The following is a 22,990-nucleotide window of genomic DNA, read 5'->3' as shown; positions in this document are numbered from 1 at the left end:
AACTCCCGGCCGGGCGGCCGGGAGGTCCTGTCTTAATACATTGGTCCTTAGATCGGTATGATTTTAAGTGGAAACATCATGCCGATCTAAGCTTTTGTTTTGTCGCGATATTTAAGGCGAAAACCCCAAAAAACGCATCTTGGCACTTTTCGCCATATCGCTCTAGTACTGGGCGCGCCAGCCGAGCAGGATGGTCGTTCCCGGACGCTGATAGCTGTAGGGGACGTTCTCGAAGCCGAGATAGCCCTTGAAGCCCTGGTTATCGAGGTTGGTGGCGTCGAGGGTTATGCTTTGATCGAAGCCGAACGCCTTGAACTTGTAGGACGCCGACAGGTCGAGCTGGTGACGCTCGTCGCCGTACCAGTCGTAGGGCACGCTGTTGGGTGAGGGCAGCAGGCCGATGGTCGTCTTGCCGACCTTGGCGTAGCTGAGGCGCACCGAGTAGGCGTCGCGTTCGAAATAGCCGGTGAAGTTATAGGTATAGTCCGGCACGCCGGTCGCCAGGGTCACCTGGTCGAACTCGAACTTGGTGTAGTTGAAGGTGTAGCCCAGGCCATCCAGCAGGTTGTCGAGCGGCTGGACCCAGATGAATTCCTGGCCCTTGAGGATCAGCTTGAGCGCCGAGTTCTGCGGCGTCGACAGGTTGATCGGCGCGGCGTCGGCCAGCGACGGATTGGCCAGCAGCGCGGCGGACGTCGTGCCGAGGTTGACCGCCATCGACGTCTGCTGTGTGGCGTTGAGGTTGGCATAGCCGATACCGAGCGTGCCGAACGGCACGACGACGTTGACGCGCGCCGTGTAGTTCTCGATCTCCTTGCGGAACCAGGTCAGGCCAACATAGCCGGTTCTGCCGGTATAGTACTCGCCGCCGAAGTCGAGATTGTTCGAATAGAAGGGTTTCAGGCCCGGATTGCCCTGGCTGGCGCTTTGGGCCGACGGGTCGCTGAAGCCCAGCTGCGAGGACATGTCGGCCGGGTTGGCGCGTGTCATGGTCTTCGAAGCCGCGAAGCGCAGGTTCAGTTTTTCGGTCGCGCTGACCGCCAGGTTGAAGGCTGGCAGGACGTCCTTGTACTTGCGCTCGGTCGTTATGTAGACGACCTGGTTGTTGATGACCGATGGCGAGGTGATGGTCTGTTCCGTCGTCTGGAAGCGGTAGCCGTAGTTGGCGCGGACCGGGAAGGAGAACAGGTTGCCGTTATAGGCCGCCATGGCGTAGGCCGAGCTGATCTCTTCCTCGATATTGGTCGAGCCCGCGCCGTTGGTGGTGTTGCTGGTCGTCACATTGCCGGGCGCGGTCACCAGCGCCTCGAAATTGATCGCCGCCGCCACCTTGTCGAAATCGGGCGTGACCCACTTGTCGAAGCCCGCGCCGGTCACGCCGCTGCCGTCATAGACGGACTGCGTCATGGGCACCAGGTACTGGCTCAGGTTGGCGTCGGGGATGGCCGCCGCATAGGCCGCCTGCAGCGCCGCGGAATTGTCGCGGATGTCCATTTCGCGCAGGAACTTGTCGATGGCCCAGCCGCCCTTGAAGGTCCAGTCGCCATGGGTCTTGGTGAAGTTCAGGCGCGCCGCCGAGGTATCGACGTGGCGCATGTCGCGCTGGAGGATCATCTGGCCGCCCGTGAACACCCGCCAGCCGAGGGTCGGGCTGTTCAGGTCCAGGTTCGACTTGATGGTCGGGATGTCGTTGCCGGAATCGTTGGTGTAGGTGGTGTTCGTCTCGACCTGGAAGGGCGAACGGTATTTGAGGAACAGGACGCGGCGTTCATAGTCCGAAGACATGGCGCCCAGCTGGCCGTCGATGGTCCAAGAGTCGGCGGGCGACCAGACGAAGCCGAAGTTCGCGCTCGTGTACGAGGTGTTGTCGAGATAGAAGTTGTTTTCCAGGAAGAAGCTGGAATTGGCGAAGGTGCCCGAGGTGACGACGTTGTTGGCGTCGACCTTCATGCCAATGGGGATCATGCCGCCGTTATAATCGTCGCCCGGACCGGTCCCGCGCACGGCCCACATCATGTTGGTCTTGAGCGCTTCGCGTTCGGCGTCGCCGGCCAGGATGTCCAGCGTGAAGCGCAGGTCTTCGGTCGGACGGTATTCCAGCGCGACCAGGCCGACCTTGTTGGTCGTTTCGCCGTCCAGCAGCGAGTTGCGGCCGAGGCGCGGCAGGATGGCGCCCTTGATCTGGTCCTGGGTCAGGCCGGGGTTGAGCGCCGACAGGCCCGCCATGTCGAGATTGCCCGGCGTCAGGCCGTTGCCCGTATAGCTGTAGATGGTGTTGCCGAAACGGAACTGGTTCGAGCCGGCCTTGTTGACGACCACGCCATTGCCCGGAAACTGGGCGCCCGGGTCGCAGCTGGTGCAGAAGTTGCTGAGGTTCGGGTCACCCCAGCCGACGGTTTCGAAACCGGCGGTGTAGATCTTGCGGTTGGTCTGGGTGTAGCCGGCCAGGACGCCGAACTTGTCCCAGGTCTTGGACGCGACGGCCGTGACGCGCGGCGCCCATTCCTTGACGTTGCTGTTGTAATTGCCCTGGGCGGCCAGGACCACGTGGGTGCCCTTGCGGTCGAAGGGCCGGGCGTTCTGGACGTTTACAGTGCCGGCGATGCCGCCTTCAAGCGTTTCGGCCGATGGTGTCTTGGCGACGTCGACGCGGTTGAACAGGCCGGTCGGGAACATGTCGAGGTCGACGCTGCGGTTCGGTGCGGATCCGGTAAAGCCGAAGTCGGACGCCACCATGACGCGGTTGCCGTTCATCGTCACCTGGGTGAAGCTGGGGGGCAGGGCGCGGACCGAGATCTGCGTGCCTTCGCCGGTCAGGCTGTCGCGCTGGACGACCATGCCCGGCACACGCTGCATCGACTCGGCCATGTTGAGGTCGGGGAATTTGCCGAGGTCTTCGGAGAAGATGGTTTCGGTGAAGTTTGTCGCCGTCTTCTTGGCCGTCGTGGCGTTTCTGAGCGACGCACGATAGCCGGTGACGACGACGACATCGGTATCGGCGGCTGGCGCGCCACCGGTGTCCTGGGCGTACGCCGCCGCGAACGGCAGGCTCGTCAGGATGGTTGCGCCCATCAATGCCGCCTTGACGGAACAGGCGCGGGTCTTCGATCTGGACATGTAAATGACTCCCTCTGGCTGAGGTTTGGTTGACCTCATTGTGTTTTGTGAATGCGACATCTCCCGGCTTTGGAGGGGTCACAATTGTCTGCTTATTACAGCGATTACATCAGGTCAATCTGGCCTGACCAATGCACTTTTAGTGTTGCGTATTCTCCACATGACCGGCCTGATGGCTGAGGGAAGGAGGTCCTCACATCACTTGATATGGCATTAAGCGGCCGAAATATAATGATATTAATTGGTTTTGGCGCTTTAGGTATTCGACGTTAGCTTTCGTCTGATGATTGGCCTTGCCAAATGCTCCTTGAGTTGGCCTGACATCACATATTTGTGAGCGCTAACATTTGTTGGTGTTTTCCGCGGTCGACTCTGAGTGACCGCGTGCCGGTCCGAAACATGCGGTTCTGATTTTGGAGCATGCAGCCATGCGGTTGTGCACCGCCACGACCTGTTGGGGCCGTGGCGGTGCGTCTCGTCCTCCGCCGCGCGGCTGGGTTCAGGGCCGGGCGAACGATGGCGAGATGGCTCTGGATTATGGCTTGGCAGGTGCGCCGTCGAACGTCAGGGCGCCGGCAAAGAAGGGCAGGACGTTTTTCTGGAACCGTTCCGCGACGCGGTTGCCATGGTCGCCGGTGTAGATTTCGAAACTGTTGGGCACCCCGGACTCACGCATGCGCGTGTGCAACTCCGCCGCGTCCACGCGGAGGCCGTCCTGATCGCCGACGTCAATGGCGATGGCGGTGTATCTGCGCAGATTGAAGATGTTCTGGTCGACCATCGCCAGCGGCGCGTTCGCGGCCCAGCGCGCCAGAACGGATGCGTCGGGGACTCCGTTCACGGTCGGCAGGTCGACGAAAAGGGGCGGTTTGTTCGGATTGGGTGACCAGGCCGCGGCGACGGCGAACGTGGCGCGAGGCAGGAAGTCCAGCTTCGCGGCCTCTTCGGGTGTCCTGACGGTTTCGACAGCGGCCGCTGCTGGCGCCGGCGGCGCGCCCCGCGCCGACAGACAGCATGGGCTCATGATGTAGAGCGCGCTGAAGACATCCGGATACTTCATGCCCAGGCGGGCAGCGCCGTACCCACCCATCGAATGGCCGGCCCGGCCACGGCTCCCGCGATCCGCGATCGTCCGGTAATGGCCGTCGATATAGGCCACCAAATCGCGCGTGATGAAGCCCTCCCAGTCGCCGATGGTAACCGAGCTGGAGTACATGGAGCCGTTGTGCAGGGTTTGCGTATCCGGCAGGACGACGATCATGCCTGGCATCGGCCCGGCATAGGCCGCATCGATGGTTCGCGGGCTTTGCAGGAGGCCCGCGAAACCGTCGGCGGTCAGGCCGTAGCCGTGCAGGGCATAGACGACGGGATAGCGGCGGTTGCCGCTGGTGGCATAGTCGGCGGGCAGATAGACGATGACATCGCGGTCAGGCTTTTCGCCTTCGAGATTACCCTCCAGCGCGCGGCTGTGCACCTTGAGGCGCTCGACTTGGACGGTGCCCGCCGGGGCCTTGGCGCGCGAAGCGCCCGCGGGCGCCATGCCGGCGGCAAGACCCGATATGAGGATGACTGCACCAAGAATTGTCTGACCGCGCATTCCATGCCCCTTTTTCAATTTCCGTCCCGGAGTCCGACGCCCAGAGCGTATGTCGCGGGCAGGCCCGCGACTGTTCTTTTACTTTTGGCGGCGCCGTACGCCCAAATGCCGGGCCTACTTTTAAGCGACTCAATGGGCAGCGGCAATGGACTGAATTTTATACACTTTTCAAGCTAACGGTCGCCATTGCGGGGTGCAACTGTCCGCACTGTCCATAGTCGGACGATACCGATAAGACACCTGCGGGGCCGGAGTCGCGCCACGCCAGATTGTGTCACAACCGTGACAATTGATTCATCGACATTTACCGATTCCGGCCAATACTGATTACACGCGCACATTGCGGGCGCGGCGTATCCAGTCACCGGCGTTCCGGTGCATCCGTACCGAAAGTTGCATACCCATGAGTAAGCTGGTTGAAAGAGGGCGCGCGCCACGCGTCATGCTGGTCGAGGATAGCGAAGGCGACGCCACGCTGTTTCGCCGCACCTTCGAGCGGACCCGCCCCGACGCCGTCCTGGCGATCGCGCACACGGCCGAAGCGGCGCTCATTCTCCTCCAGCAGGCCAGCCTTAACCAGGACGGCGGCACGGGTACGGAATTCTTGCCCGACCTGATCGTCACCGACCTGAACCTGCCCGGCATCAGCGGCGTCGAGCTCATCCGCGCACTGAAGCGTGATCACCGCTTCCGCCGCATTCCGTGTATTGTTCTGTCAAGCTCGCAGGCCGTGCAGGATATCGTGGCGGCCTATGACGCCCATGCCAGCGGCTACCTGACCAAGCCCGATTCCATGGAGGCCTACGCGGCCATGATCGAAAGCCTGACCGCATACTGGTTTACCCTGATGCAGGTCCCCCATGCAGAGGACGCTCCATGGCGGATCGCCGGCATGGAAACGGGATATCAACACTCCCGGACTATCGATTTATAAGAACCCCTCCACGGGACAGGCACGGGCCATGACCTTGCAAACCGCATCGCAGCGCATCCTGGTCGTCGAGGACGACGCCGACATCCGCGACCTGCTGGAAATCGTGCTCTCGTCCAGCGGCTATGACGTCGAGACCGCCGCCAATGGCCGCCTGGGGCTGGAGCGCCTGAAAACCTTCACGCCCGATCTCATCCTGCTCGACCTGGCCATGCCCGAGCTCGACGGCATCGGCTTTCTCAAGGCCAAGCGCGACCAGTACGATTACCGCGACATCCCGGTCATCGTTCTGTCGGCCCGCGACAAGAATACAGACGTCATCGAAGCCGTCGAGGTCGGCGCCGACAATTTCATCATCAAGCCCTTCAACACGGACGCCGTGCTGAACAGCATCAGGCGGCTGATCCCCAGCCGCATCTATTAGCGCGCGTCCGCGGTCGCCCGGCATGCCGACGCTTAACCCCCAGGCCAAACCCGATATCTCCCGGCAGGGCCCGCCCTATGCCGTCAAGGTCCTGGCGCTGATGATCCTGTATATCATCACGGGCAAGCTGGGTCTGATGCTGTCGGTGCCGCCAGGGTTCGCCACCATTATCTGGCCGCCTTCGGGGCTGGCCCTGGGCATCTGCCTGGTGCACGGCCGCCGCCTGTGGCCGGGCGTCTTTCTGGGCTCGTTCCTGCTCAACGCCCACGTCGCCGGCGTGCTCGAACCGTCGGCCGCCATCGCCTGGCCGAAACTCATGGTCGCCGCGGCCATCGCCGGCGGTTCGACCATTCAGGTCCTGCTGGCCTGTGTCCTGGCGGGCCGGTTCGTCGGCCGGCCGCTGAAGCTCAATTCGGTCATCAGCATCTTCCGGCTGTTCGTCGTCGCCGGTCCCGTGGCGTGCGTCACGGCGGCCAGCGTCGGCGTCCTGTCCCTGCGCGCCGCCGGGATGGTCAGCCCGGCCGACATGCTGAACAACTGGCTGTCGTGGTGGGGTGGCGACGTCTTCGGCGTCATCGTCTTCCTGCCGCTGGCCCTGGTGGCGCCCGGCAATCCGCACCCCATCGGTTTCGGCGGCGACGCGAAGGGTGTCGGGCGGCTGTCGGCCCTGGCCCTGTTCCTGCTGCTCATCCCGCTGGGCTTAAGCTTCTACGCCTGGAAGATCGCGTCGATCAGCGAGTACAAGGCGCGCCAGGACGCCTTCGAGGCGCTGACCCACGAGAGCGAGAAGGCGCTGCGCCGCCGCCTGGAATCCTACAACAACGCTTTGGTCGGCGCCCAGGCCTTCTGGACGGGGCAGGACCACGTCAGCCATGCCGAGTGGAAGACCTATGTCACGGCGCTGGACATCAAGACCAACTATCCGGGCATGAGCGGCCTGGGCTTCATCCAGCCCGCCGGCAAGGACGAATTGGCGGCCCTGACGGCGGCCATGGAGGGCGACGGCATCGCGGACTTTGCCGTGCATCCCGAGGCCGGCGGCGGCGAGGCCTTCGTCATCACCTATGTGGAGCCGGTCGACAGCAATCGCGCTGCCCTGGGGCTCAACATCGCCTTCGAGCCCAACCGGGCATCGGCGGCGCGAACCGCGCGCGATTCCGGCCGGACCACCCTGACGAAGAAAGTCTATCTGGTCCAGGACCGCGAGCGGACGCCGGGTTTCCTGCTGCTGGCGCCGCTCTATGCGTCCGGCCACGCGCCCGCCACCGTCGCGGGCCGCCGCGCCGACCTGAAGGGCTGGATCTACGCCCCCTTCGTCGCGCGCAATCTCCTGAGCGACCTGACGCGCAGCCAGGGCAGCCAGGTTGACATCGAAATCTACGACCAGGCCGTCGAAAGCCAGGACGCGCTGATCTATCGCAGCTTTGATACCGCGCCGGGCGGCAATTTCACGGCGCGGCGGTCTTTTCAAACCGGCCAGACGACGTGGCTGATTGTGTGGAAGAGCACCAAGGCCTTCGACTATTCGGCGCGGTCGGTGACGCCGACCCTGATCCTGGGGGCGGGGCTCTTGTTCACCGCCATGCTGGCCGTGCTCTTCTTCGGCATGGGCATGAAGGACGCCGCGGTCGGGGAGGGACGCGGCGGCCGCGAACAGTTCCTGGTGCCCGTGACCGTCTTCTTCGTCCTGGCGGCCGGCGCCGCCTTCGGTTACCGCACCCTGTCCGTACAGGAGGACCGTTACGCCGAGGGATTGATGGCGCGCGACGCCTCACGCATCGAGGAGCTTCTGGGCTCGCGGTCCGAAAGCGCGGTCACGGCGCTGGAACGCTTCGCCGCGCGCAGGAACGGCACGGCGGGCAGGCCGGATGCCCAGTGGCGTGACGACGCCGCCAACATGGTCCGCGACATCGACGGGCTGCAGTCGCTGACCTGGCTCGACGCACGCCGGACGCCGCTGTGGACCGAGCCGGAGGCCGCCGTGCCGGCCGTGCCGGCGGTTATGACGGCCTCCGCCGCGGACGGACAGCGCACGACCGTCACCTTCGGACACGACGCCACGGGGCGTCCGGTCTTCACCCTGATGGTGCCGGTCTTCGACGGCGGCGAACCGGTCAACTACCTGGCGGCGCGTTTCGACGCGCGGGCGTTCGCCGAGGACGCGCTGAACGACGACCTGCGCGGCAATTACCAACTCAGCCTGGTGACGGACGGCCGCGCCACGACCCTGACCAGCGTCGGCGACACGCCGCTGAGCAGCAAGACGCTCCCCGGCTATGCCGGCATCGCCAACGCGGTGTGGACGCTGCAGATTCGTCCGGCCCAGGCCTTCCTGGCGACGCAGCGGTCGCCGTTCCCGATCATCGCGCTGGTGGCGGGGCTGGTCATCGCCGGCCTGTGCGCCCTGACGGTCCAGGCGCTTCTGACGACCAAGCGCAAGTCGCGCGAACTGAGCCAGTCGAACGGCCGCCTGTTCGATGCCTCGACGCTCAATGCCGCCATCCTGGCCAGCACCAAATATATCGTGGTCACGACCGATGCGGGCGGCCGCGTCACCTCGTTCAATTCCGAGGCCGAGACGGCGCTGGGCTATACGGCCGCGGAAGTCATCGGCTTCGAGAGCGCCATCAAGTGGCACGACCCGTCCGAACTGATCGCGCGCACGCGGCACGTCAATGCTGAACTGGGCCTGGCGCTCAAGCCGGGGTTCGCCACCCTGACGGCGCGCATCGCGCACTTCGGCGAGGACACCAGCGAATGGACCTTCGTGCGCAAGGACGGCACGCGCTTTCCGGTCAGCCTGAACGCCACGGCGCTTGTCGGCGAAAACGGCGAGCTGACCGGGTATCTGGGCGTCGCCGAGGACATCACCGAACGCCGCGCCCAGCAGCAGGCGCTGGTCACCAGCGAGGAGACCTTCCGCCTCGCCATGGAAAACGCGCCGACGGGCCAGGCCTTGGTCAGCCCCGACGGGCGCTGGCTCAAGGTCAATGGCGCCCTGTGCGAGCTTCTGGGCTATACGCCGGAAACCTTGCTCAGGACCGATTTCCAGACCATCACCCATCCTGACGATCTTGACGCCGACATGACGCTGGTCGGCCAGGTGCTGTCCGGCGAAATCGCCAGCTACACGCTGGAAAAGCGCTATATCCATAGCGACGGGCGCATCATCTGGGGCCTGCTCAGCGTGTCGTTGGTGCGCAAGGCCGACGGCACGCCGCACTATTTCATATCGCAGATCCAGGACGTCACCGAACGCCGGGTGATGGAGCAGATGAAGAGCGAGTTCATCTCGACCGTCAGCCACGAGCTGCGCACGCCGCTCACCGCCATTCGCGGTTCGCTCGACTTCGTCGCCAACAGCCTGGGCGGCAACCTGCCCCAGGCCGGCCAGCGCCTGATCGACATGGCGCGGCGGAATTGCGACCGGCTGGTCCTGCTGGTCAACGACATCCTCGATATCGACAAGATCACGTCGGGGACGATGCGCTTCGACCTGCGCGATGAATCGGTCGCGCAACTGGTGGAGCAAAGCGTCGCGCTCAACCAGGGCTTCGCCGACAAGCTGAATGTCGGCCTGGCGGCGGCGACGGCGACCGGCGCGGCGATCCGCGTCGACGGCGAGCGTTTCCAGCAGGTGATGACCAACCTGATTTCGAACGCGGTCAAGTTCTCACCTGAGGGCGGCACGGTGCATATCGCGGCCGCGCCCGCGGGTTCGGATATCCGCATCAGCGTCCGCGACGAGGGACCCGGCATTCCGGCCGACTTCCGCGGGCGCATCTTTGGGCGTTTCGCCCAGGCGGATTCGTCGATCACGCGCGCCAAGGGCGGCTCGGGCCTGGGGCTGCACATCACGAAGGAGATCGTGGCGCAGATGGGCGGGACGATAGGGTATGACTCGGTCGAAGGCGAGGGCGCGACCTTCTGGATTCTGTTCCCGGCGGTGCGTGACGAGATGGACCGGGCAGGGTAGGGAAGCCGCCCTGAGTTCGCTATCCTACCCCCTCCCCACTGTTTAGTCTGGAGACATAGGTGACATGTGTTCGGAGACATGGGTGACACTTTAGGCATGGAATAGCTGAGGAGCTGGCCATGCCTTGGAATGAGGTGTCGATCATGGATCGCCGGCAGGAGTTTTTAAGTTTTGCCAGTCAGGCAGATGCGAACATAGCGTCGCTTTGCCGGTCTTTCGGGATTAGCCGGAAGACGGGTTACAAAGTAAGGCCCACAGGAATGAACACCTACGACATCTGCTTCGGCGCCAAACGCATCGCGACTATTGACCTGACACAAACATAGGTCCACCAAATGTGTAACCTATGTCTCCGAACATGTGTCACCCATGTCTCCGGTCCATACACCCACAAGTGGGGAGGGCGAAAAGTGTAAGCGGTTTTCGCCTTAAATATCGCGACAAAACAAAAACGTAGATCGGTATGATGTTTCCACTTAAAATCATACCGATCTAGCGCGTAGCGGTGGGTGGCACGGCGTGTCCAAAAGTGAGGATAAAGTCCGCGACGGAGGGCGTGTGACGGACAGAATTACCCCTCCGTCATCTTCGCTTACGCTCGATGCCACCTCCCCACCGCCTGCGGCGCTAGGGAGGAGGGAGTCGGACCGGCGTCCTACCCGCCCAGCCCCGGTCTCAGCATCTAGCCACGCCATAGAGCGTCTCTCTCCTCCCTACGAAGTGGGGAGGTGGCAGCGCGCGAAGCGTCGCTGACGGAGGGGTACAACCGACCGTGACTACCCCTCCGTCGCGGACTTTGTCCTCAAGACGTTCGTCCTTCCGGACACGCCGCGCCACCAGCCTCGCCGGCAGGCACGCTACGCGCTAGGGAGGAGGCCGTGTGACGCGTCTCCCGTTCAGGGCGAAATGGCTGGTTTTTCACCTTCCGGAAATGATCTCCCTGGCCCGAAGGACCACACCCAAGGCAGCCTCGTCTGGATCAGCCATGATGTCCACGGCCTGCAACCGCAGAATTTCCAGACCCTGGGCTTCAAGCCAGACGAGGCGGATATCATCGCGCGCCTCGACCGAAGGCAGGCTGTGAATCTGTCCTTCGACCTCGATAACAAGGCGGGCGTCCGCGCAATAGAAGTCAACGATGTAACGCCCTATAGGATGCTGCCTGCGAAAATGAATACCGTCCGGCTTTCCTTTGAGACGAAACCATAGCCTCGCTTCGGGTGGTGTCAGTTCCTGCCGGAACCGGCGTGCCAGTTTGTATTTCAAGCGTGGCTTTGGAGTTTCCATGCGATAAACCTAGGACTTACCGAACACTCTGTCATGTCATTTTGCTCGTTCCGCTATGCGATCGGTCGGATGCGCAAGGCGCTACATTCCCTCCTCCTAGCGCGCAGCGGTGGGTGGCACGGCGTGTCCGAAAGTGAGGATAAAGTCCGCGACGGAGGGCGTGTGACGGACAGAATTACCCCTCCGTCATCTTCGCTTACGCTCGATGCCACCTCCCCACCACCTGCGGCATTAGATCGGTATGATTTTAAGTAGAAACATCATACAGATCTAAGTTTTTGTTTTGTCGCGATATTTAAGGCGAAAACCGCTTACACTTTTCGCCATATCGCTCTAGGGAGGAGGGAGTCGGACCGGCGTCCTAGCCGCCCAGCCCCGGTCTCAGCATATAGCCCACGCCATATACCGTCTGGATCAGCTCCCTGTCGCCGGCGCTGTCCGGATCGGCATAGGCCAGCTTCTGGCGCAGCCGCGACACCAGCGTGTCCAGGCCGCGCGGGGTCGAAAAGCCGTGCACCTCGTCCATCGCCTTCAGGATCTGTTCGCGCCGCAGCGGCCGGTCCGGATGGTCGAGGAAGACTTTCAGCAACGCGAACTCGGCCGGGGTCAGCGCCAGGGTCCTGCCCGTGGGACTGGTCAGCCGGCGCGCCTGCTTTTCCAGCACCCAGCCGAAGAAGCGCCAGTCCTCTGCCCCTCCGGCATTTCTGCGCAGGCGCCGGAACACCGCCTTGATCCGCGCGATCAACTCGTCATTGCTGAATGGCTTGGAGACATAGTCCTCGGCGCCGAGGTCGAGCCCCTTGATCTTGTCGATGTCCTCATTCTTGGCGCTCAGCATGATAATGGGCGGACCGTTGCCGGCCGAAATCCGGCGACAGACGGAAAAGCCGTCTTCGCCGGGCATCATGGTGTCGAGCACGATCAGGTCGACGCGCATTTGCGCCAGCACGCTGTCCATGGCGGCGGCGCCATCGGCGGTGACGACGGCAAATCCGGCCGCGTCGAGCACGACCTCGAGCAGTTCGCGGATATCGGGCGTATCGTCGACGACGAGGACGGTGGGTTTCAAGCGGCGGCAATCCGGGTGAATCGGAAATGCTAGAAAGTCTAGCACCAAACGCCGACGGCACCACCGCGAACGCGCCCGCCACGGAATTGTTATTGACGTGGCCACCGGTAGCATTATCCATAAACGGGGGCGGGAGGACACGCATGATGGACAGACGGGCTTTTTGCGCGGGCGCGGCCGCGCTCATTCCGATCAGCCAGGGCAAGGCGTCCGCGGCCCAGGCCTTTCGTCCGGACGCCAGGACGTTGGAGCAACTGGCCGCCGTGGGACGCGACGTTCCGGCCTTTGTCGCTTCGTACCTGACGCATTTCCAGCCGCAGAAAAGCCTGTGGGGCTATGAGGACGGCGTGGTCTGGGCGGGTATCCTGACGCTCTTTGATGCCACCGGCGACCGGGCCTTCCTCGACTATATCCTCGAGGACATGCAGGCGCACGTGACCGGCGACGGCGCGTTGCCGGCCTTCCAGCCCAAGCCCTACAATATCGACATGATCCGCGCGGGCGCCATCCTTCTGCCGCTCCACCGCGAAACCGGCCAGTCGCGCTTCCGCAAGGCGATGGACACCCAGTTCGCGCCTTTGAAAGATTATCCGCGCACGCGCTCGGGCAATTACTGGCACAAGGCGCGCTATCCGTGGCAGGTGTGGCTGGACGGTCTGTACATGGGCCAGCCGTTCCAACTCCACTACGCCCAGGTGACCGGCAATCCGGCGCTGTTTGACGATACGCTGAACCAGATACGCACCGTCGAAAAGGTGATGCGCCAGACGGGAACCGGTCTCTACTATCACGGCTGGGACGAAAGCCGCCAGCAGCGCTGGGCCGACCGCGACACCGGCCTGTCGCCCCATATCTGGGGCCGGGGCATGGGCTGGTGGCTGTGCGCCCTGGTCGATACCTACGAAGCCTCCGAAGGGTTCGATGCTGAGGGGAGGGCCGAGATCGCGCGTATCCTCAAGGCGGCGCTTGAGGCGATGCTGGCGGTCCGGTCGCGCGACGGCCTGTGGTACCAGGTGGTCGACCAGGGTACGCGCGCCGGCAATTACGAGGAAGCGTCGGCGTCGCTGATGACTACCTATGCCCTGCTGAAGGCCGCGCGCCTGGGGGTGGCGGGTGACGATATGCGCCGCGCCGGGATCGAGAGCCTCAAGGCGGCTATCGGCCGCTTCCTGACGCCGGCGGAGCTGAACGGCATTTGCCGCGTGGCGGGCCTGGGCGGCGATCCGTACCGCGACGGCAGCTATGAATACTACCTGTCGGAAAAGATCGTCGCCAATGACCCGAAGGGCGTGGGCCCCTTCTTCATGGCCGTGGCCGAGGCGATGCGCGTGGCGGCGTAGGGTTTACCCTTTGCTCAATCAAGGCGCTGGATCTCGAGCTTGCGGAACTCGATCTGCTGGCCTTCGGCCTGGAGCGCGATATAGCCCTGGCTCAGCGTGAGCGCGCCGCCGGCCGCCTTGATAAGCGCCGCCGCGTCCTTGTCCGCCGGGTCGAGTTCCGGCGCCGAATAGCGCAGCACCGGCTTGCCGTCGATGAAATGGGTGATCTCGCCGCTCGGCAGGACCTCGATTTCGCCCTTCGTCCAGACGCCCACCGGCAGGAGCGGCGATGACGACAGGATGCAGTGGCGCAAATCGCGCTTGCCGTCGATCACTATCGTCGTGCCGGGCGTGCACAGGTTGCCGGAGGGCTCTTCGGTCGGGCGCGGAACGCCGAGGATCTGGAATTCGAGACTGACCGGAAAGGCCTGGTCGAGGCGCTCGGATTCCGGCGACTGGGAATGGAACATGACGCCGGAATTGCTGACCTCCCAGACCTTGATGTCCGGAAGGGGCGCGTCGAACAAACGGTATTCGAAGCGCAGGCGGTAGGCCTTGAGCGGCTCCTTCCAGAAGAGGTGGCCGTATTCGCCGCCGAATTTATCGTTATATCCGGCATAGGAGACGCGGATGGCGCCGTCCTTGACGACAAAGGTATTCTTGGGGTCTTCGCCCGCCGCATAGCCGGAAATCTTGGGCGTCCAGCCGTTCAGTGTCTTGCCGTCAAAGATCGGCTCCCACCTGGGCTCGGCGGCGTGGACAGGAACGGCGGCCAGAAGCGCCAGGCTCAGCAGAATCAGGGGTTTCATATCGCCTCCGGGATGGCTGTTTGCCGCACCATGGCCCAGCTTGCCGGTAAGCGCAACATCACGCCGGCGCGTAGGCCAGATGCAGCGTATTGGGATCGATCTGGTGGCTCGACAGGAGACGCAAGGGCGGCCGGGCGCCATGGAAGAACGGCTTACCTTCGCCAAGCACGAACGGCCGGACATGCAGGTGGTATTCGTCGATCAGGCCCAACTCCGTCATCAGGCCGGCCAACTGCGGCCCCGACACGCTGAGCGTGCCGTCGATACGGTTCTTGAGGTCGCGGACCTGGGCTTCGATATCGCCGGAAATCAGCGTGGCATTGGGCCCGACCTCTTTCAATGTGCTCGACACCACCCATTTGGGCAGCCCGCGCCATAACACGGCGAACTCGCGCAGCGCGTCGTCCCAGCTGTCCTGGTCCGTATCCCAGTAGCGCATGACCTCGTACATGCGCCGGCCATAGATCGCGCCGCCGTGGCCGCGCAGTGTCTCGATCCAGTAGCGGAAGTGTTCAGGGCTGGGCGCCTGCATGACCAGGTTGCCGCCGTGATCGTCGACATAGCCGTCGACGGAGACATTCATGCCGAGAATGAGTTTACCCATGGCAGGTCCTTTCAGGTCCGGTTGGCGAGGAAGGTCGCGAAATTGTTCAGGCTTGCCGAAAACCCCTGGCGGTGGCCGTCGATCGCCTCAGCCCCGGCGAACGACGTCACCTGGTCGGTCAGGACCAGGTGCGACCCGCCATCCGTCGCGCGAAATTCGAAGGTGATCTGCGCCGCGGTCAAGACGGTGTCGCCCTCCAGCAGGGTTTCGGAAAAGCTGATCAGCCTGTCCGGAACGACCAGATTGTAATGGACCTCAGTGCGGTAGCGCAGGTCATCCTTGCCGCCACAGCGGGTGGTTTCCTTACCGCCTGTGCGGACGTCGGCGTGCTCTATGCGAACGGCGGCCGTGTCGCTGGGCGCGGACCATATCTCGCGCTCAGCCGTATCGAGATAGGCCGCAAAGGCGCGATGGGGTGACGCACAAAGGCTTTGTTCGAGCCGGAGGGTTTCATGATGGACGGTCACAGGCAGCCTTAAACTCTATGCAATATGCAAGTAGTTGAGCCTTAACCCAACCGTGTGCATACTGCAAGTGGTTTGCGTAACGGAGTTCGAGGTCATGCCAACGGCGGAACGGTCCGGCTGTCCCATTAACCTCACGCTGGAGCACCTGGGCGACCGGTGGAGCCTGATCGTCATTCGCGACATCATGTTCGGCAACCGGCGCAGCTATGGCGATCTGCTGGCGCGGAGCGAGGAGGGGATTGCCTCCAACATCCTGGCCGACCGGCTGAGGCGGCTGACGGCCTCGGGGCTGCTGAGCCGGCATCCCGATCCGGCGCACCGGCAGAAGGTCATCTTCAGCCTGACGGAGGCGGCCATTCAGCTTGTGCCGCTGCTGGCGCACATGGGGGCGTGGGGCAGCCGGCACCTGCGGCCGAGCCGCGAATTGTCGGTGCGCGCCGAGCTGCTGGAGCAGGGCGGGCCGCCGCTGTGGGATGCGTTCATGGATGAGCTGCGCCACATTCACCTGGGTGCGCCTAAGCCGGATCAGTCGGTGTTCGCGGCGCTTCAGGCGGCCTATGAGGCGGCTTGCCTTGCGGATTGAAGCGGTAACATCGGATAGCGGTGTGCCAACGAAAGTTAGGGGCATCCATTGGGCGAGGCGCAAGGAAACGCGAATTACCGCGTTAGCTGCCGGGCTGAGCGTGTTGGACAATCTGCAAGACTTGTCCACAGATTGCACAGATTGGCACAGATTATCCGCGTGCGGTGACGTCGCGCGGTGACATGACTTCATGACATGACAGCGCTTTGCGCTGTCGGTATCGCTATAGATCATGCAGCAGCGTTTTCCATCTGCTCGGATAATCTGTGCCAATCTGTGTAATCTGTGGACCCATAAACTCGTGGCACCGCCTAGCCCAAAGTCTTATGAGCCCAATTAGCGCGTGCGGACTTCATCTGAAGCCAATCGGCCGGTATCTGCCAATCTGAACCATAGTGACAGACTGGAAGTAGTGGCTCATCCTTCCGACGTCCTGAAAGTTCCCTGCGCCCGGTCCTTGATCACGCCGCCCGCCGGGAAGACGGTGCCGTTCATGACGATATAGACCCCCACAGGCGCGGTCTGCACGGTCGCGAACGCCATGCCGAGATTAAAGGCGGCGTCGCTGTCCGCATACCTGGCTGGCAAGAACGCGCCCGTGAGCGCAACGGTCTTGTCCAGGCCAAGGGCCGCTAGCCGGTCGGCGGTCACGGCCATGCTGTCCGTGCCATGGGTGATGATGATGCGCGTGGCGTCTGTGTTGCTCACGGCCTCCGCGATCCGCTCCCGATCTTCGTCGGTCAGTTCCAGGCTGTCCTTGGCCATCAGCTCGGTGATCTCGAACGGCAGGGACACCGACGCGTGCCTGATCAATTCGCCAATCTTGGACCGGTCGAACTGGTATTGGCTGAGCCCATCGAAATAGCTCTTGTCGATGGTGCCGCCTGTCGTGAAGATCTGGATTTTCGAGGTGTCCATGTTCGGCTCCTGAGGTTCGCTGCGGATATAGGGCCAAGGCGTTTCGATTGAAACCGGAAAGCCGGACTTTGACACATGCGGCGCACGCCCTATGCTCACACCGTCATGACCGCCCCCACACTCGCACTGACCGCCGCCATTGAAGCGCTCTACGCCGAGTTCAAAAGACCGCAGCCGCGCCGTATCGATGGCTGTCCATGCTGCTGGGACGAAAGCGACTATGTGCCTTTGACGACTACGCCGTTGCGCGCGCTGACGGACCAGCAATTGTCCAATTATTCGGCCTCGGTCTTCCTGACAGCGGGAGGTCTCGGTGACTACAAATATTTCCTGCCACGTGTCTTTGAATTGGCGGTCACCGAGAAAGACTGGTGGCCTGACACGGAAGTCGTGCTCGGCAAGCTTAAGCTGGCGGAGTGGCAGTATTGGCCAGAGGATGAGCACCGCGTCGTCCAGACCTTTGTCGACGCTTGGTTCGACGCGTTAGCGACCCAGGCCGCGCCGCCGGAGGATGGCATATATTATTGTCCGCCGATCGATGGGCTTTTGTGTGGCATGGCGTGGGCCGGTATAGGGCTCGAACCCTATCTTAAACGGCTTCTGGACCATCCGGCGGCGCTGGCCGACCTCTATTATTCGAACGCCCAAACGATGTCTGACAAAGATCGCTTGTTCAGCGGCTTCTGGGACGACGTCGATCCGGCCGTTATTACAGGCGTCAAAGCCTACCTGCGCTCGGATGCCGTTCTCGACGCCCTGACACGGTAACCGCCGACATTACAGATTTGTCACATTCGGCAAATCCCGTTGCTCCGCGCCGACCTTATGCTTAGTCTCCGCTGCAACTGTTTCAAGCCAAGGGAAAATTCATGGTCGATCGTCGTCAGGTACTCATGGGCGCAGGCGCACTCATGGCGTCAACCGCGCTGCCCGCTGTTGCCGCAACTCCTGCGTCGGACGCTGGCGAAGCCAAGAAGCTCAATGCCGCCTTCGACGCCACCTTCCAGGAATTCCTGAAACTCTCGCCCACCTACTGCACCTATCTGGGCCTCGACAAGGGCGAGCTTGCCGGCCAGAAGTCCAAGCTCGACCACGTCACCCGCGCCGACCGCGAGAAGGCGATCGCCTATCTCAAGCGCGGCATCGCCGCCATCGAGGCCGTTGACCGGTCGAAGCTCCAGGGCATGGACCGCGTCAATTACGACACCGTCCTGTGGGACCTGAAGAATTCGCTGCAGGGCCAGAATACCTATAAGACCATGGGCGCGCCCTATACGGTCACGCAGCTGTCAGGCAACTATCAGCAGACGCCCGACTTCCTCGACACCATGCACTCTATTGCGAACAGGGCCGATGCCGACGCCTACCTGTCGCGCCTGGCGGAATATGCCGTGGTGCTGAATGAGGAGACCGCCAACTTCAAGGCCGACGCCGGCATGCAGGTCGTGCCGCCGGACTTCGCCCTGCAAAAGGCGATCGCGCAGTTGAAGGGCCAGCGCGACCTGAAGGCGTCCGAGTCGGTGCTCGTCGCGTCGCTTGCCCGGCGCGCCAAGGAAGCCAAGGTCGAAGGCGACTGGGAAGCGCAAGCGACCAAGCTGTTCGAAGGGCCGGTGAGGGCGGCGCTCGATGCCCAGATCCAGGCGCTTGAGGCGCAGTTGCCGACCGCCACCCACGAAGCCGGCGTATGGCGTCTGCCCGACGGCGAGGCCATCTATGCCTATGCGGTGAAGAACGGCACCTCGACCGATATGACGGCCGATGAGATCCACAATATCGGCCTGGAAAAGGTCAAGGAACTGAATGCCGAACTGGACCGCGTCATGAAGACGATGGGCCTGACGCAAGGCACGCCCGGCGAGCGCATGAAGGCGATGGCCAAGGACCCCAAGTATGTCTATCCGAACACCGACGCCGGCAAGGACAAGCTGCTGGCCGACCTGAACGCCCAGATCGGCGTCGTCTATGCGCAGCTGAACGACTATTTCGGCGTGCTGCCGAAGTCGAAGGTCGATGTTCGCCGCGTGCCGGTGGCGACCGAGCTGGGCGCGCCGGGTGGCTATTATTACCCGCCGTCGCTGGATGGTTCGCGTCCAGGCGCCTATTATATCAACCTGCGCGACACGGCCGAGGTGCCGTCGTGGACCCTGCCGACCCTGACCTATCACGAGGCCATCCCGGGCCACCACATGCAGATCTCGATCCAGCAGGAGGCCAAGGACCTGCCGATGCTGCGCCAGGTCGCGGGCTTCAACGCCTATGTCGAAGGCTGGGCGCTGTACGCCGAGGAGGTCGCGGCCAAGGACATGAAGATGTATGCCAAGGACCCGGCCGGCTATATCGGCTACCTGCACGACGCCATGTTCCGCGCCTGCCGCCTGGTGGTCGATACGGGCATGCACGCGAAACGTTGGTCGCGTGAAAAGGCGCTGACCTTCATGGCGACGCAGATGGGCGACGAGGAATCCTCGACCGCGACCGAGATCGAACGCTATTGCGTGTGGCCGGGCCAGGCGCTGGGCTACATGGTCGGCAAGATCAAGTGGCTGGACCTGCGCCAGAAGGCCCAGGCCAAGGGCGGCGCGAAGTTCGACATCAAGGCCTTCCACGATACAGGTTTGACGGCCGGCGCAATGCCGCTGGCGGTGCTGGAGCAGCTCTATCGCGACAAGGGGATGATTTGAAACAAACTGGTGTGGGGCCTGAGCCCCCCACAAAGCCTTCAATTCAAAGAAAAACCCTCGTCTCAAAGGCAAGGGTTTTTCTTTGAATTGAAGACGTGGGGTCACGGACCCCACACCCCAATCGTTTAGAGCAACCATTGAGATTAAAACGCTCCCCGGAGCATCTCCGCTGTTGGCGCCGGATGGCCTGGCTTGACGAAGGCGAGGGTCACTCGCCCGAGCGAGACGCCGAACTTCGACACATCCGCCCGATTGATAGCGACGCCGTCGGCGACCAAATGCGACCAGTCATCGAAGCGGACGTCGACGCTGCCGCCCTTGTTCGGCAGCTTGAGCAGGTAACGAAGGCGCATGGCATCGCCGCGCGTCTCGAGCATCGCTATGCCTTGGACGTCTCCGGCCGTGCCTCGGTACGATCCGTCCGGCGCCTTCGTGAAGGTCCAGGTCCGTGACTGCCGCTCGCCGTCGCTCCATAGAAACCGTTCATCCAACGTGAATCCGTCGGCGCGTGCAGTGCCCCTGGTGACGACCGTGAAGGTGCGCGTGACCTTGCCCGAACGGTCTTCGAAAACGCCATAGGCGCGGGTCTCGCCGGCAAAATAGTCTTCGAGCACAAAGGCCGGGCCAGGGCGGGCATTTTGTGCAATGTCCACGGTCGCGCAGGCGCTGAGGCACAATGCCAATCCCGTGACGAGTATCAAGCCAGCGCGTTTCATGCGTGTACTCCTTGTTGCAGGTCCCCTGATACGGCGGCTGGGCGACATTGGTTCTGCAATACGACTGGCTTACTTCCAGCAGGACCGCTCCAATAGTTTGGCATAATTTTTACGAACTATGTCAATTACGCCAAAGCCCTCCTGGTGTAGTGTCGGGAAACCAAAACGATAACAGGAGCTTCCATGAAAACCGCTGTCAGCGCCATTCCGGCCGCGCCGAGCGATCTCGCCCGCCAGCACTTCGCCGCCGAGTTCACCTATGAGACCGACTGCTGGGACGTCCATGACGCGCTGTCCAAGGGCGCCGATTTCGTCCTGCTCGATGTCCGCGGCCCGGCGCTCTATGCCAAGGGCCACGTGAAGGGCGCGATCAACCTGCCGCATGGCAAGATCATCGCGTCGAAGATGGCCGAATGGCCGGAGGATACTTTGTTCGTCACCTATTGCGCCGGACCGCACTGCAACGGCGCGGCAAGGGGCGCGCTCAAACTGGCCGAGCTCAACCGGCCGGTCAAGATCATGGCCGGCGGCGTCACCGGCTGGATCGACGAAGGCTTCGAACTGGAAACGGGCGAGGGCTAGTTTGCCGGCCGATAGCCGCGTTCGATCAGGAATGCGTCGATCGCCGCGTAGGCCTTTTCCTGCACGGCCGGGTCCGGCTTGGGAAAACCGTTGTCGGCCAGGGTGGCGGGCGTGAACAGGTGGCCGACGCCGTCATAGACGTGTAGGACCGAGACATTGCCCGCCGCCAACATGCGCTCATGGAATTTCGTCACACCGGCCAAGGGCGTGACCGTGTCGGTGCGGCCCGTTACCATGACGGTCGGCGGCAGGTCGGCGCGGACGTGTTCGGCGGGCGAAAAGTCCTCGATCTTCGTTCCGGGCGGGAAGAGGGCGCGGAAGTGGTTATCCTCGACGACCGAAACGGCGGGCGACACCAGCGCCAGCAGGTTTGGGCTTTGCGTCTTGTCGGTTGCGAAGATGGCGGCCGATGCGGCCAGATGTGCGCCGGCCGACCATCCCAGCGCCGCAATACGATCTGGATCAATGTTGAACTGCGCCGCGTGCTTCCGGGTCCAGGCAATGGCTGCCATCGCGTCGTCGCTGGCTTCGGCCGGCGAGGCGGTCTTCTGGTCCGAAAGGCGGTATTGCGCGACAATCGCTACCATGCCTTTGCATGCATAGCGATCGACCAGCCAGAATGACCAGGACGGATCGCCCATCACCCAGCCGCCACCGTGGAAGAGGACAATGGCTGGACGCGGCTTGCCCTCTGTGCCGGCCGGGGCAAAGACGTGGGCCTTTAATGGGCCGTTTGGTGTCTGGCTGAAGACCTGCTCGCTCTTGTCGAGCTTGCAGGCGTCCTGAGCCTGAGCGGTGATGGGTGAAAACAAAGCAGACGCCGTCAGAACGGCAGCCGCTACCAAGTTACGCACGACGTCCTCCCTCTATGTTTTTTTCAATCGGTAGCAGACTTGGAGACAGGCGACAACCAGGGCGGTCAGGCGCGTTTGCGCTGGTGCTGGAACAGGACGAGGCCGCCGCCGACGATGAAGGCCGCGCCGATCCAGGTGCTGAGCGTCGGCGGATTGTCGAAGAAAATCCAGCCTATGGCGCCGGCCGTGAGCAACTGGACATAGGTCAGCGGGGCGACGACGCTGGCCGACAACCGCGTCGTGCCGATGAAGACCAGCATGTGGCCCGTCGTGGCGATCACCGCCACCAGGGCGACGATCAGCAGTACGTGCGGCGTCGGCACGGGCACATGCAGGGCGGGCAGGCCGCTGAAATGGCCGATGACCGCCGCCGGAATGAGAAAGGGCAGGGCCGTCAGCGTGACGTAGAACTGCATGACAAGTGGCGGCGCCAGGCCCGCCGCCTTGCGGTTTAGGATGACGAGGATGGCCAGGGAAAAGGCGGCGGCCAGAGGAAACAGCCGGGCGGCGTCGAACGACAGGCCTGGCCTGAGCACGATCAATACGCCGCAGAAGGCGAGCGCGATCGACACCCAGACCGTCCAGTGCGCCGGTTCTTTCAGGATCAGAGTCGAGATCAGCGCTGTGATGACCGGGCTGATGAAGGCGATCGACACAGCGTCGGCCAGCGGGATCAATTGCACGCCGAAGAAGCTGCCGAGCGTGGCGGCGGCGATGGCCGCGCCCCGGGCCATCTGCAGGCCGGGGCGGGGGATTCTGAAAATGGACGGGCCGTGGCGGATGCCTAAGAAGGCGCCGAGCCCGATGGCGGCAACGAGGTAGCGCAGGGCCGCCACGGCCGACGCCGGCCATTCCCCGGCCAGCGACTTGACCAGGCTGTCGCCCACCGACAGGACCATGAAACCCGACATGGCGACAAACAGGGTAAGCGCTGCCGAGTTGTCGGCGGGATGGGCGGGAGGCTGGGTAGGCAAGACGGACTCTCAGGAAAACCCGCGAACCTTGCTCCGGGCCGCGCGCGGGGACTTCGCATAGGCGCAAAGCGACGTGTCAGCA

The 22,990-nt window shown here is 63.1% G+C and carries 19 protein-coding genes; 8 read left to right on the top strand and 11 right to left on the bottom strand.

All coding sequences use genetic code 11. The features are described from left to right. Nucleotides 1–162: 162 nt before the first annotated feature. Together J2X24_RS14760 and J2X24_RS14755 are read right to left on the bottom strand one after the other, a co-directional pair. The gene (locus J2X24_RS14760) at nt 163–3,117 is read right to left on the bottom strand and encodes a TonB-dependent receptor (RefSeq protein WP_209723241.1); all 2,955 of its coding nucleotides are present in this window, start codon (nt 3,115–3,117) and stop codon (nt 163–165) included. A 535-nt stretch (nt 3,118–3,652) separates the two neighbouring features. Continuing rightward, complete coding sequence (locus J2X24_RS14755) at nt 3,653–4,714, bottom strand: alpha/beta hydrolase (protein WP_209723238.1); 1,062 nt, start codon at nt 4,712–4,714, stop codon at nt 3,653–3,655. A 403-nt stretch (nt 4,715–5,117) separates the two neighbouring features. Here J2X24_RS14755 and J2X24_RS14750 point away from each other — a divergent pair, with 403 nt between their 5' ends. Genes J2X24_RS14750 through J2X24_RS14740 form a run of 3 tightly spaced genes read left to right on the top strand, consistent with a single transcriptional unit; the run spans nt 5,118 to nt 10,045 of the window. Further along, on the top strand, nt 5,118–5,648 hold the full coding sequence (locus J2X24_RS14750; RefSeq protein ID WP_209723235.1) for a response regulator: 531 nt from the start codon (nt 5,118–5,120) through the stop codon (nt 5,646–5,648). 28 nt (nt 5,649–5,676) lie between these two features. Further along, nucleotides 5,677–6,069, top strand: a complete 393-nt coding sequence (locus tag J2X24_RS14745; RefSeq protein ID WP_209723233.1) for a response regulator — start codon at nt 5,677–5,679, stop codon at nt 6,067–6,069. 22 nt (nt 6,070–6,091) lie between these two features. Continuing rightward, nucleotides 6,092–10,045: a CHASE domain-containing protein gene (locus J2X24_RS14740; protein WP_209723230.1), complete on the top strand. Its 3,954-nt coding sequence runs from the start codon at nt 6,092–6,094 to the stop codon at nt 10,043–10,045. 918 nt (nt 10,046–10,963) lie between these two features. On the opposite strand, the gene J2X24_RS14730 is transcribed toward J2X24_RS14740, so the two are convergent. Then, on the bottom strand, nt 10,964–11,332 hold the full coding sequence (locus J2X24_RS14730) for an endonuclease domain-containing protein (RefSeq protein WP_209723227.1): 369 nt from the start codon (nt 11,330–11,332) through the stop codon (nt 10,964–10,966). Between the two features lie 361 nt (nt 11,333–11,693). Continuing rightward, a complete protein-coding gene (locus J2X24_RS14725) occupies nt 11,694–12,401 on the bottom strand; it encodes a response regulator (RefSeq protein WP_245344707.1) in 708 nt (235 codons plus the stop codon). 143 nt (nt 12,402–12,544) lie between these two features. Here J2X24_RS14725 and J2X24_RS14720 point away from each other — a divergent pair, with 143 nt between their 5' ends. After that, a complete protein-coding gene (locus J2X24_RS14720; protein WP_209723199.1) occupies nt 12,545–13,741 on the top strand; it encodes a glycoside hydrolase family 88/105 protein in 1,197 nt (398 codons plus the stop codon). Nucleotides 13,742–13,755: 14 nt separating this feature from the next. On the opposite strand, the gene J2X24_RS14715 is transcribed toward J2X24_RS14720, so the two are convergent. From J2X24_RS14715 to J2X24_RS14705, 3 genes are read right to left on the bottom strand one after another with little or no spacing between them, the layout of a single operon-like run. Further along, nucleotides 13,756–14,529 (bottom strand): 3-keto-disaccharide hydrolase, encoded by a 774-nt coding sequence (locus J2X24_RS14715; protein ID WP_209723197.1) that lies wholly within the window; start codon nt 14,527–14,529, stop codon nt 13,756–13,758. A 58-nt stretch (nt 14,530–14,587) separates the two neighbouring features. Further along, on the bottom strand, nt 14,588–15,133 hold the full coding sequence (locus tag J2X24_RS14710; protein ID WP_209723194.1) for a dihydrofolate reductase family protein: 546 nt from the start codon (nt 15,131–15,133) through the stop codon (nt 14,588–14,590). Between the two features lie 11 nt (nt 15,134–15,144). Further along, on the bottom strand, nt 15,145–15,600 hold the full coding sequence (locus J2X24_RS14705) for an SRPBCC domain-containing protein (protein ID WP_209723191.1): 456 nt from the start codon (nt 15,598–15,600) through the stop codon (nt 15,145–15,147). A 52-nt stretch (nt 15,601–15,652) separates the two neighbouring features. Here J2X24_RS14705 and J2X24_RS14700 point away from each other — a divergent pair, with 52 nt between their 5' ends. After that, nucleotides 15,653–16,183 carry a winged helix-turn-helix transcriptional regulator gene (locus tag J2X24_RS14700; protein ID WP_310003894.1) on the top strand — a complete coding sequence of 177 codons (531 nt, stop codon included), beginning with the start codon at nt 15,653–15,655 and terminating at the stop codon, nt 16,181–16,183. A 417-nt stretch (nt 16,184–16,600) separates the two neighbouring features. Here the strand turns inward: J2X24_RS14700 and J2X24_RS14695 are convergent, their stop codons facing one another. After that, nucleotides 16,601–17,101: an asparaginase domain-containing protein gene (locus J2X24_RS14695; protein WP_209723188.1), complete on the bottom strand. Its 501-nt coding sequence runs from the start codon at nt 17,099–17,101 to the stop codon at nt 16,601–16,603. 75 nt (nt 17,102–17,176) lie between these two features. Here J2X24_RS14695 and J2X24_RS14690 point away from each other — a divergent pair, with 75 nt between their 5' ends. Then, nucleotides 17,177–17,869: a hypothetical protein gene (locus J2X24_RS14690; protein ID WP_209723186.1), complete on the top strand. Its 693-nt coding sequence runs from the start codon at nt 17,177–17,179 to the stop codon at nt 17,867–17,869. Nucleotides 17,870–17,970: 101 nt separating this feature from the next. Continuing rightward, nucleotides 17,971–19,782: a DUF885 domain-containing protein gene (locus tag J2X24_RS14685; RefSeq protein WP_209723183.1), complete on the top strand. Its 1,812-nt coding sequence runs from the start codon at nt 17,971–17,973 to the stop codon at nt 19,780–19,782. A gap of 143 nt (nt 19,783–19,925) precedes the next feature. On the opposite strand, the gene J2X24_RS14680 is transcribed toward J2X24_RS14685, so the two are convergent. Continuing rightward, entirely contained in the window at nt 19,926–20,498 is a 573-nt protein-coding gene (locus J2X24_RS14680; protein ID WP_209723180.1) for a DUF3833 domain-containing protein, read from the bottom strand. 183 nt (nt 20,499–20,681) lie between these two features. Here J2X24_RS14680 and J2X24_RS14675 point away from each other — a divergent pair, with 183 nt between their 5' ends. Further along, nucleotides 20,682–21,080, top strand: coding sequence for a rhodanese-like domain-containing protein (locus J2X24_RS14675; RefSeq protein ID WP_209723178.1), 399 nt, complete (start codon nt 20,682–20,684; stop codon nt 21,078–21,080). Here J2X24_RS14675 and J2X24_RS14670 read toward each other — a convergent pair. Next, nucleotides 21,077–21,934, bottom strand: a complete 858-nt coding sequence (locus tag J2X24_RS14670) for an alpha/beta hydrolase (protein WP_209723175.1) — start codon at nt 21,932–21,934, stop codon at nt 21,077–21,079. The two genes, J2X24_RS14675 and J2X24_RS14670, sit on opposite strands and share 4 nt — an antisense overlap. Before the next feature lie 65 nt (nt 21,935–21,999). Then, nucleotides 22,000–22,908 carry a DMT family transporter gene (locus J2X24_RS14665; protein ID WP_209723172.1) on the bottom strand — a complete coding sequence of 303 codons (909 nt, stop codon included), beginning with the start codon at nt 22,906–22,908 and terminating at the stop codon, nt 22,000–22,002. Nucleotides 22,909–22,990: the final 82 nt, after the last annotated feature.

The sequence above is a fragment of the Asticcacaulis solisilvae genome (assembly GCF_017875235.1).
Lineage (GTDB): Bacteria > Pseudomonadota > Alphaproteobacteria > Caulobacterales > Caulobacteraceae > Asticcacaulis > Asticcacaulis solisilvae_A.
Note: the sequence above shows the minus strand (reverse complement) of the source record. Positions and strands in the feature narration are given on the sequence as shown.

Excerpts from the sequence above, each read along its gene's own strand:
- J2X24_RS14760 (WP_209723241.1), bottom strand. The coding sequence starts at position 3,117 with ATGTCCAGATCGAAGACCCGCGCCTGTTCCGTCAAGGCGGCATTGATG.
- J2X24_RS14755 (WP_209723238.1), bottom strand. The coding sequence starts at position 4,714 with ATGCGCGGTCAGACAATTCTTGGTGCAGTCATCCTCATATCGGGTCTT.
- J2X24_RS14750 (WP_209723235.1), top strand. The coding sequence starts at position 5,118 with ATGAGTAAGCTGGTTGAAAGAGGGCGCGCGCCACGCGTCATGCTGGTC.
- J2X24_RS14745 (WP_209723233.1), top strand. The coding sequence starts at position 5,677 with ATGACCTTGCAAACCGCATCGCAGCGCATCCTGGTCGTCGAGGACGAC.
- J2X24_RS14740 (WP_209723230.1), top strand. The coding sequence starts at position 6,092 with ATGCCGACGCTTAACCCCCAGGCCAAACCCGATATCTCCCGGCAGGGC.
- J2X24_RS14730 (WP_209723227.1), bottom strand. The coding sequence starts at position 11,332 with ATGGAAACTCCAAAGCCACGCTTGAAATACAAACTGGCACGCCGGTTC.
- J2X24_RS14720 (WP_209723199.1), top strand. The coding sequence starts at position 12,545 with ATGATGGACAGACGGGCTTTTTGCGCGGGCGCGGCCGCGCTCATTCCG.
- J2X24_RS14715 (WP_209723197.1), bottom strand. The coding sequence starts at position 14,529 with ATGAAACCCCTGATTCTGCTGAGCCTGGCGCTTCTGGCCGCCGTTCCT.
- J2X24_RS14710 (WP_209723194.1), bottom strand. The coding sequence starts at position 15,133 with ATGGGTAAACTCATTCTCGGCATGAATGTCTCCGTCGACGGCTATGTC.
- J2X24_RS14695 (WP_209723188.1), bottom strand. The coding sequence starts at position 17,101 with ATGGACACCTCGAAAATCCAGATCTTCACGACAGGCGGCACCATCGAC.
- J2X24_RS14690 (WP_209723186.1), top strand. The coding sequence starts at position 17,177 with ATGCGGCGCACGCCCTATGCTCACACCGTCATGACCGCCCCCACACTC.
- J2X24_RS14685 (WP_209723183.1), top strand. The coding sequence starts at position 17,971 with ATGGTCGATCGTCGTCAGGTACTCATGGGCGCAGGCGCACTCATGGCG.
- J2X24_RS14680 (WP_209723180.1), bottom strand. The coding sequence starts at position 20,498 with ATGAAACGCGCTGGCTTGATACTCGTCACGGGATTGGCATTGTGCCTC.
- J2X24_RS14675 (WP_209723178.1), top strand. The coding sequence starts at position 20,682 with ATGAAAACCGCTGTCAGCGCCATTCCGGCCGCGCCGAGCGATCTCGCC.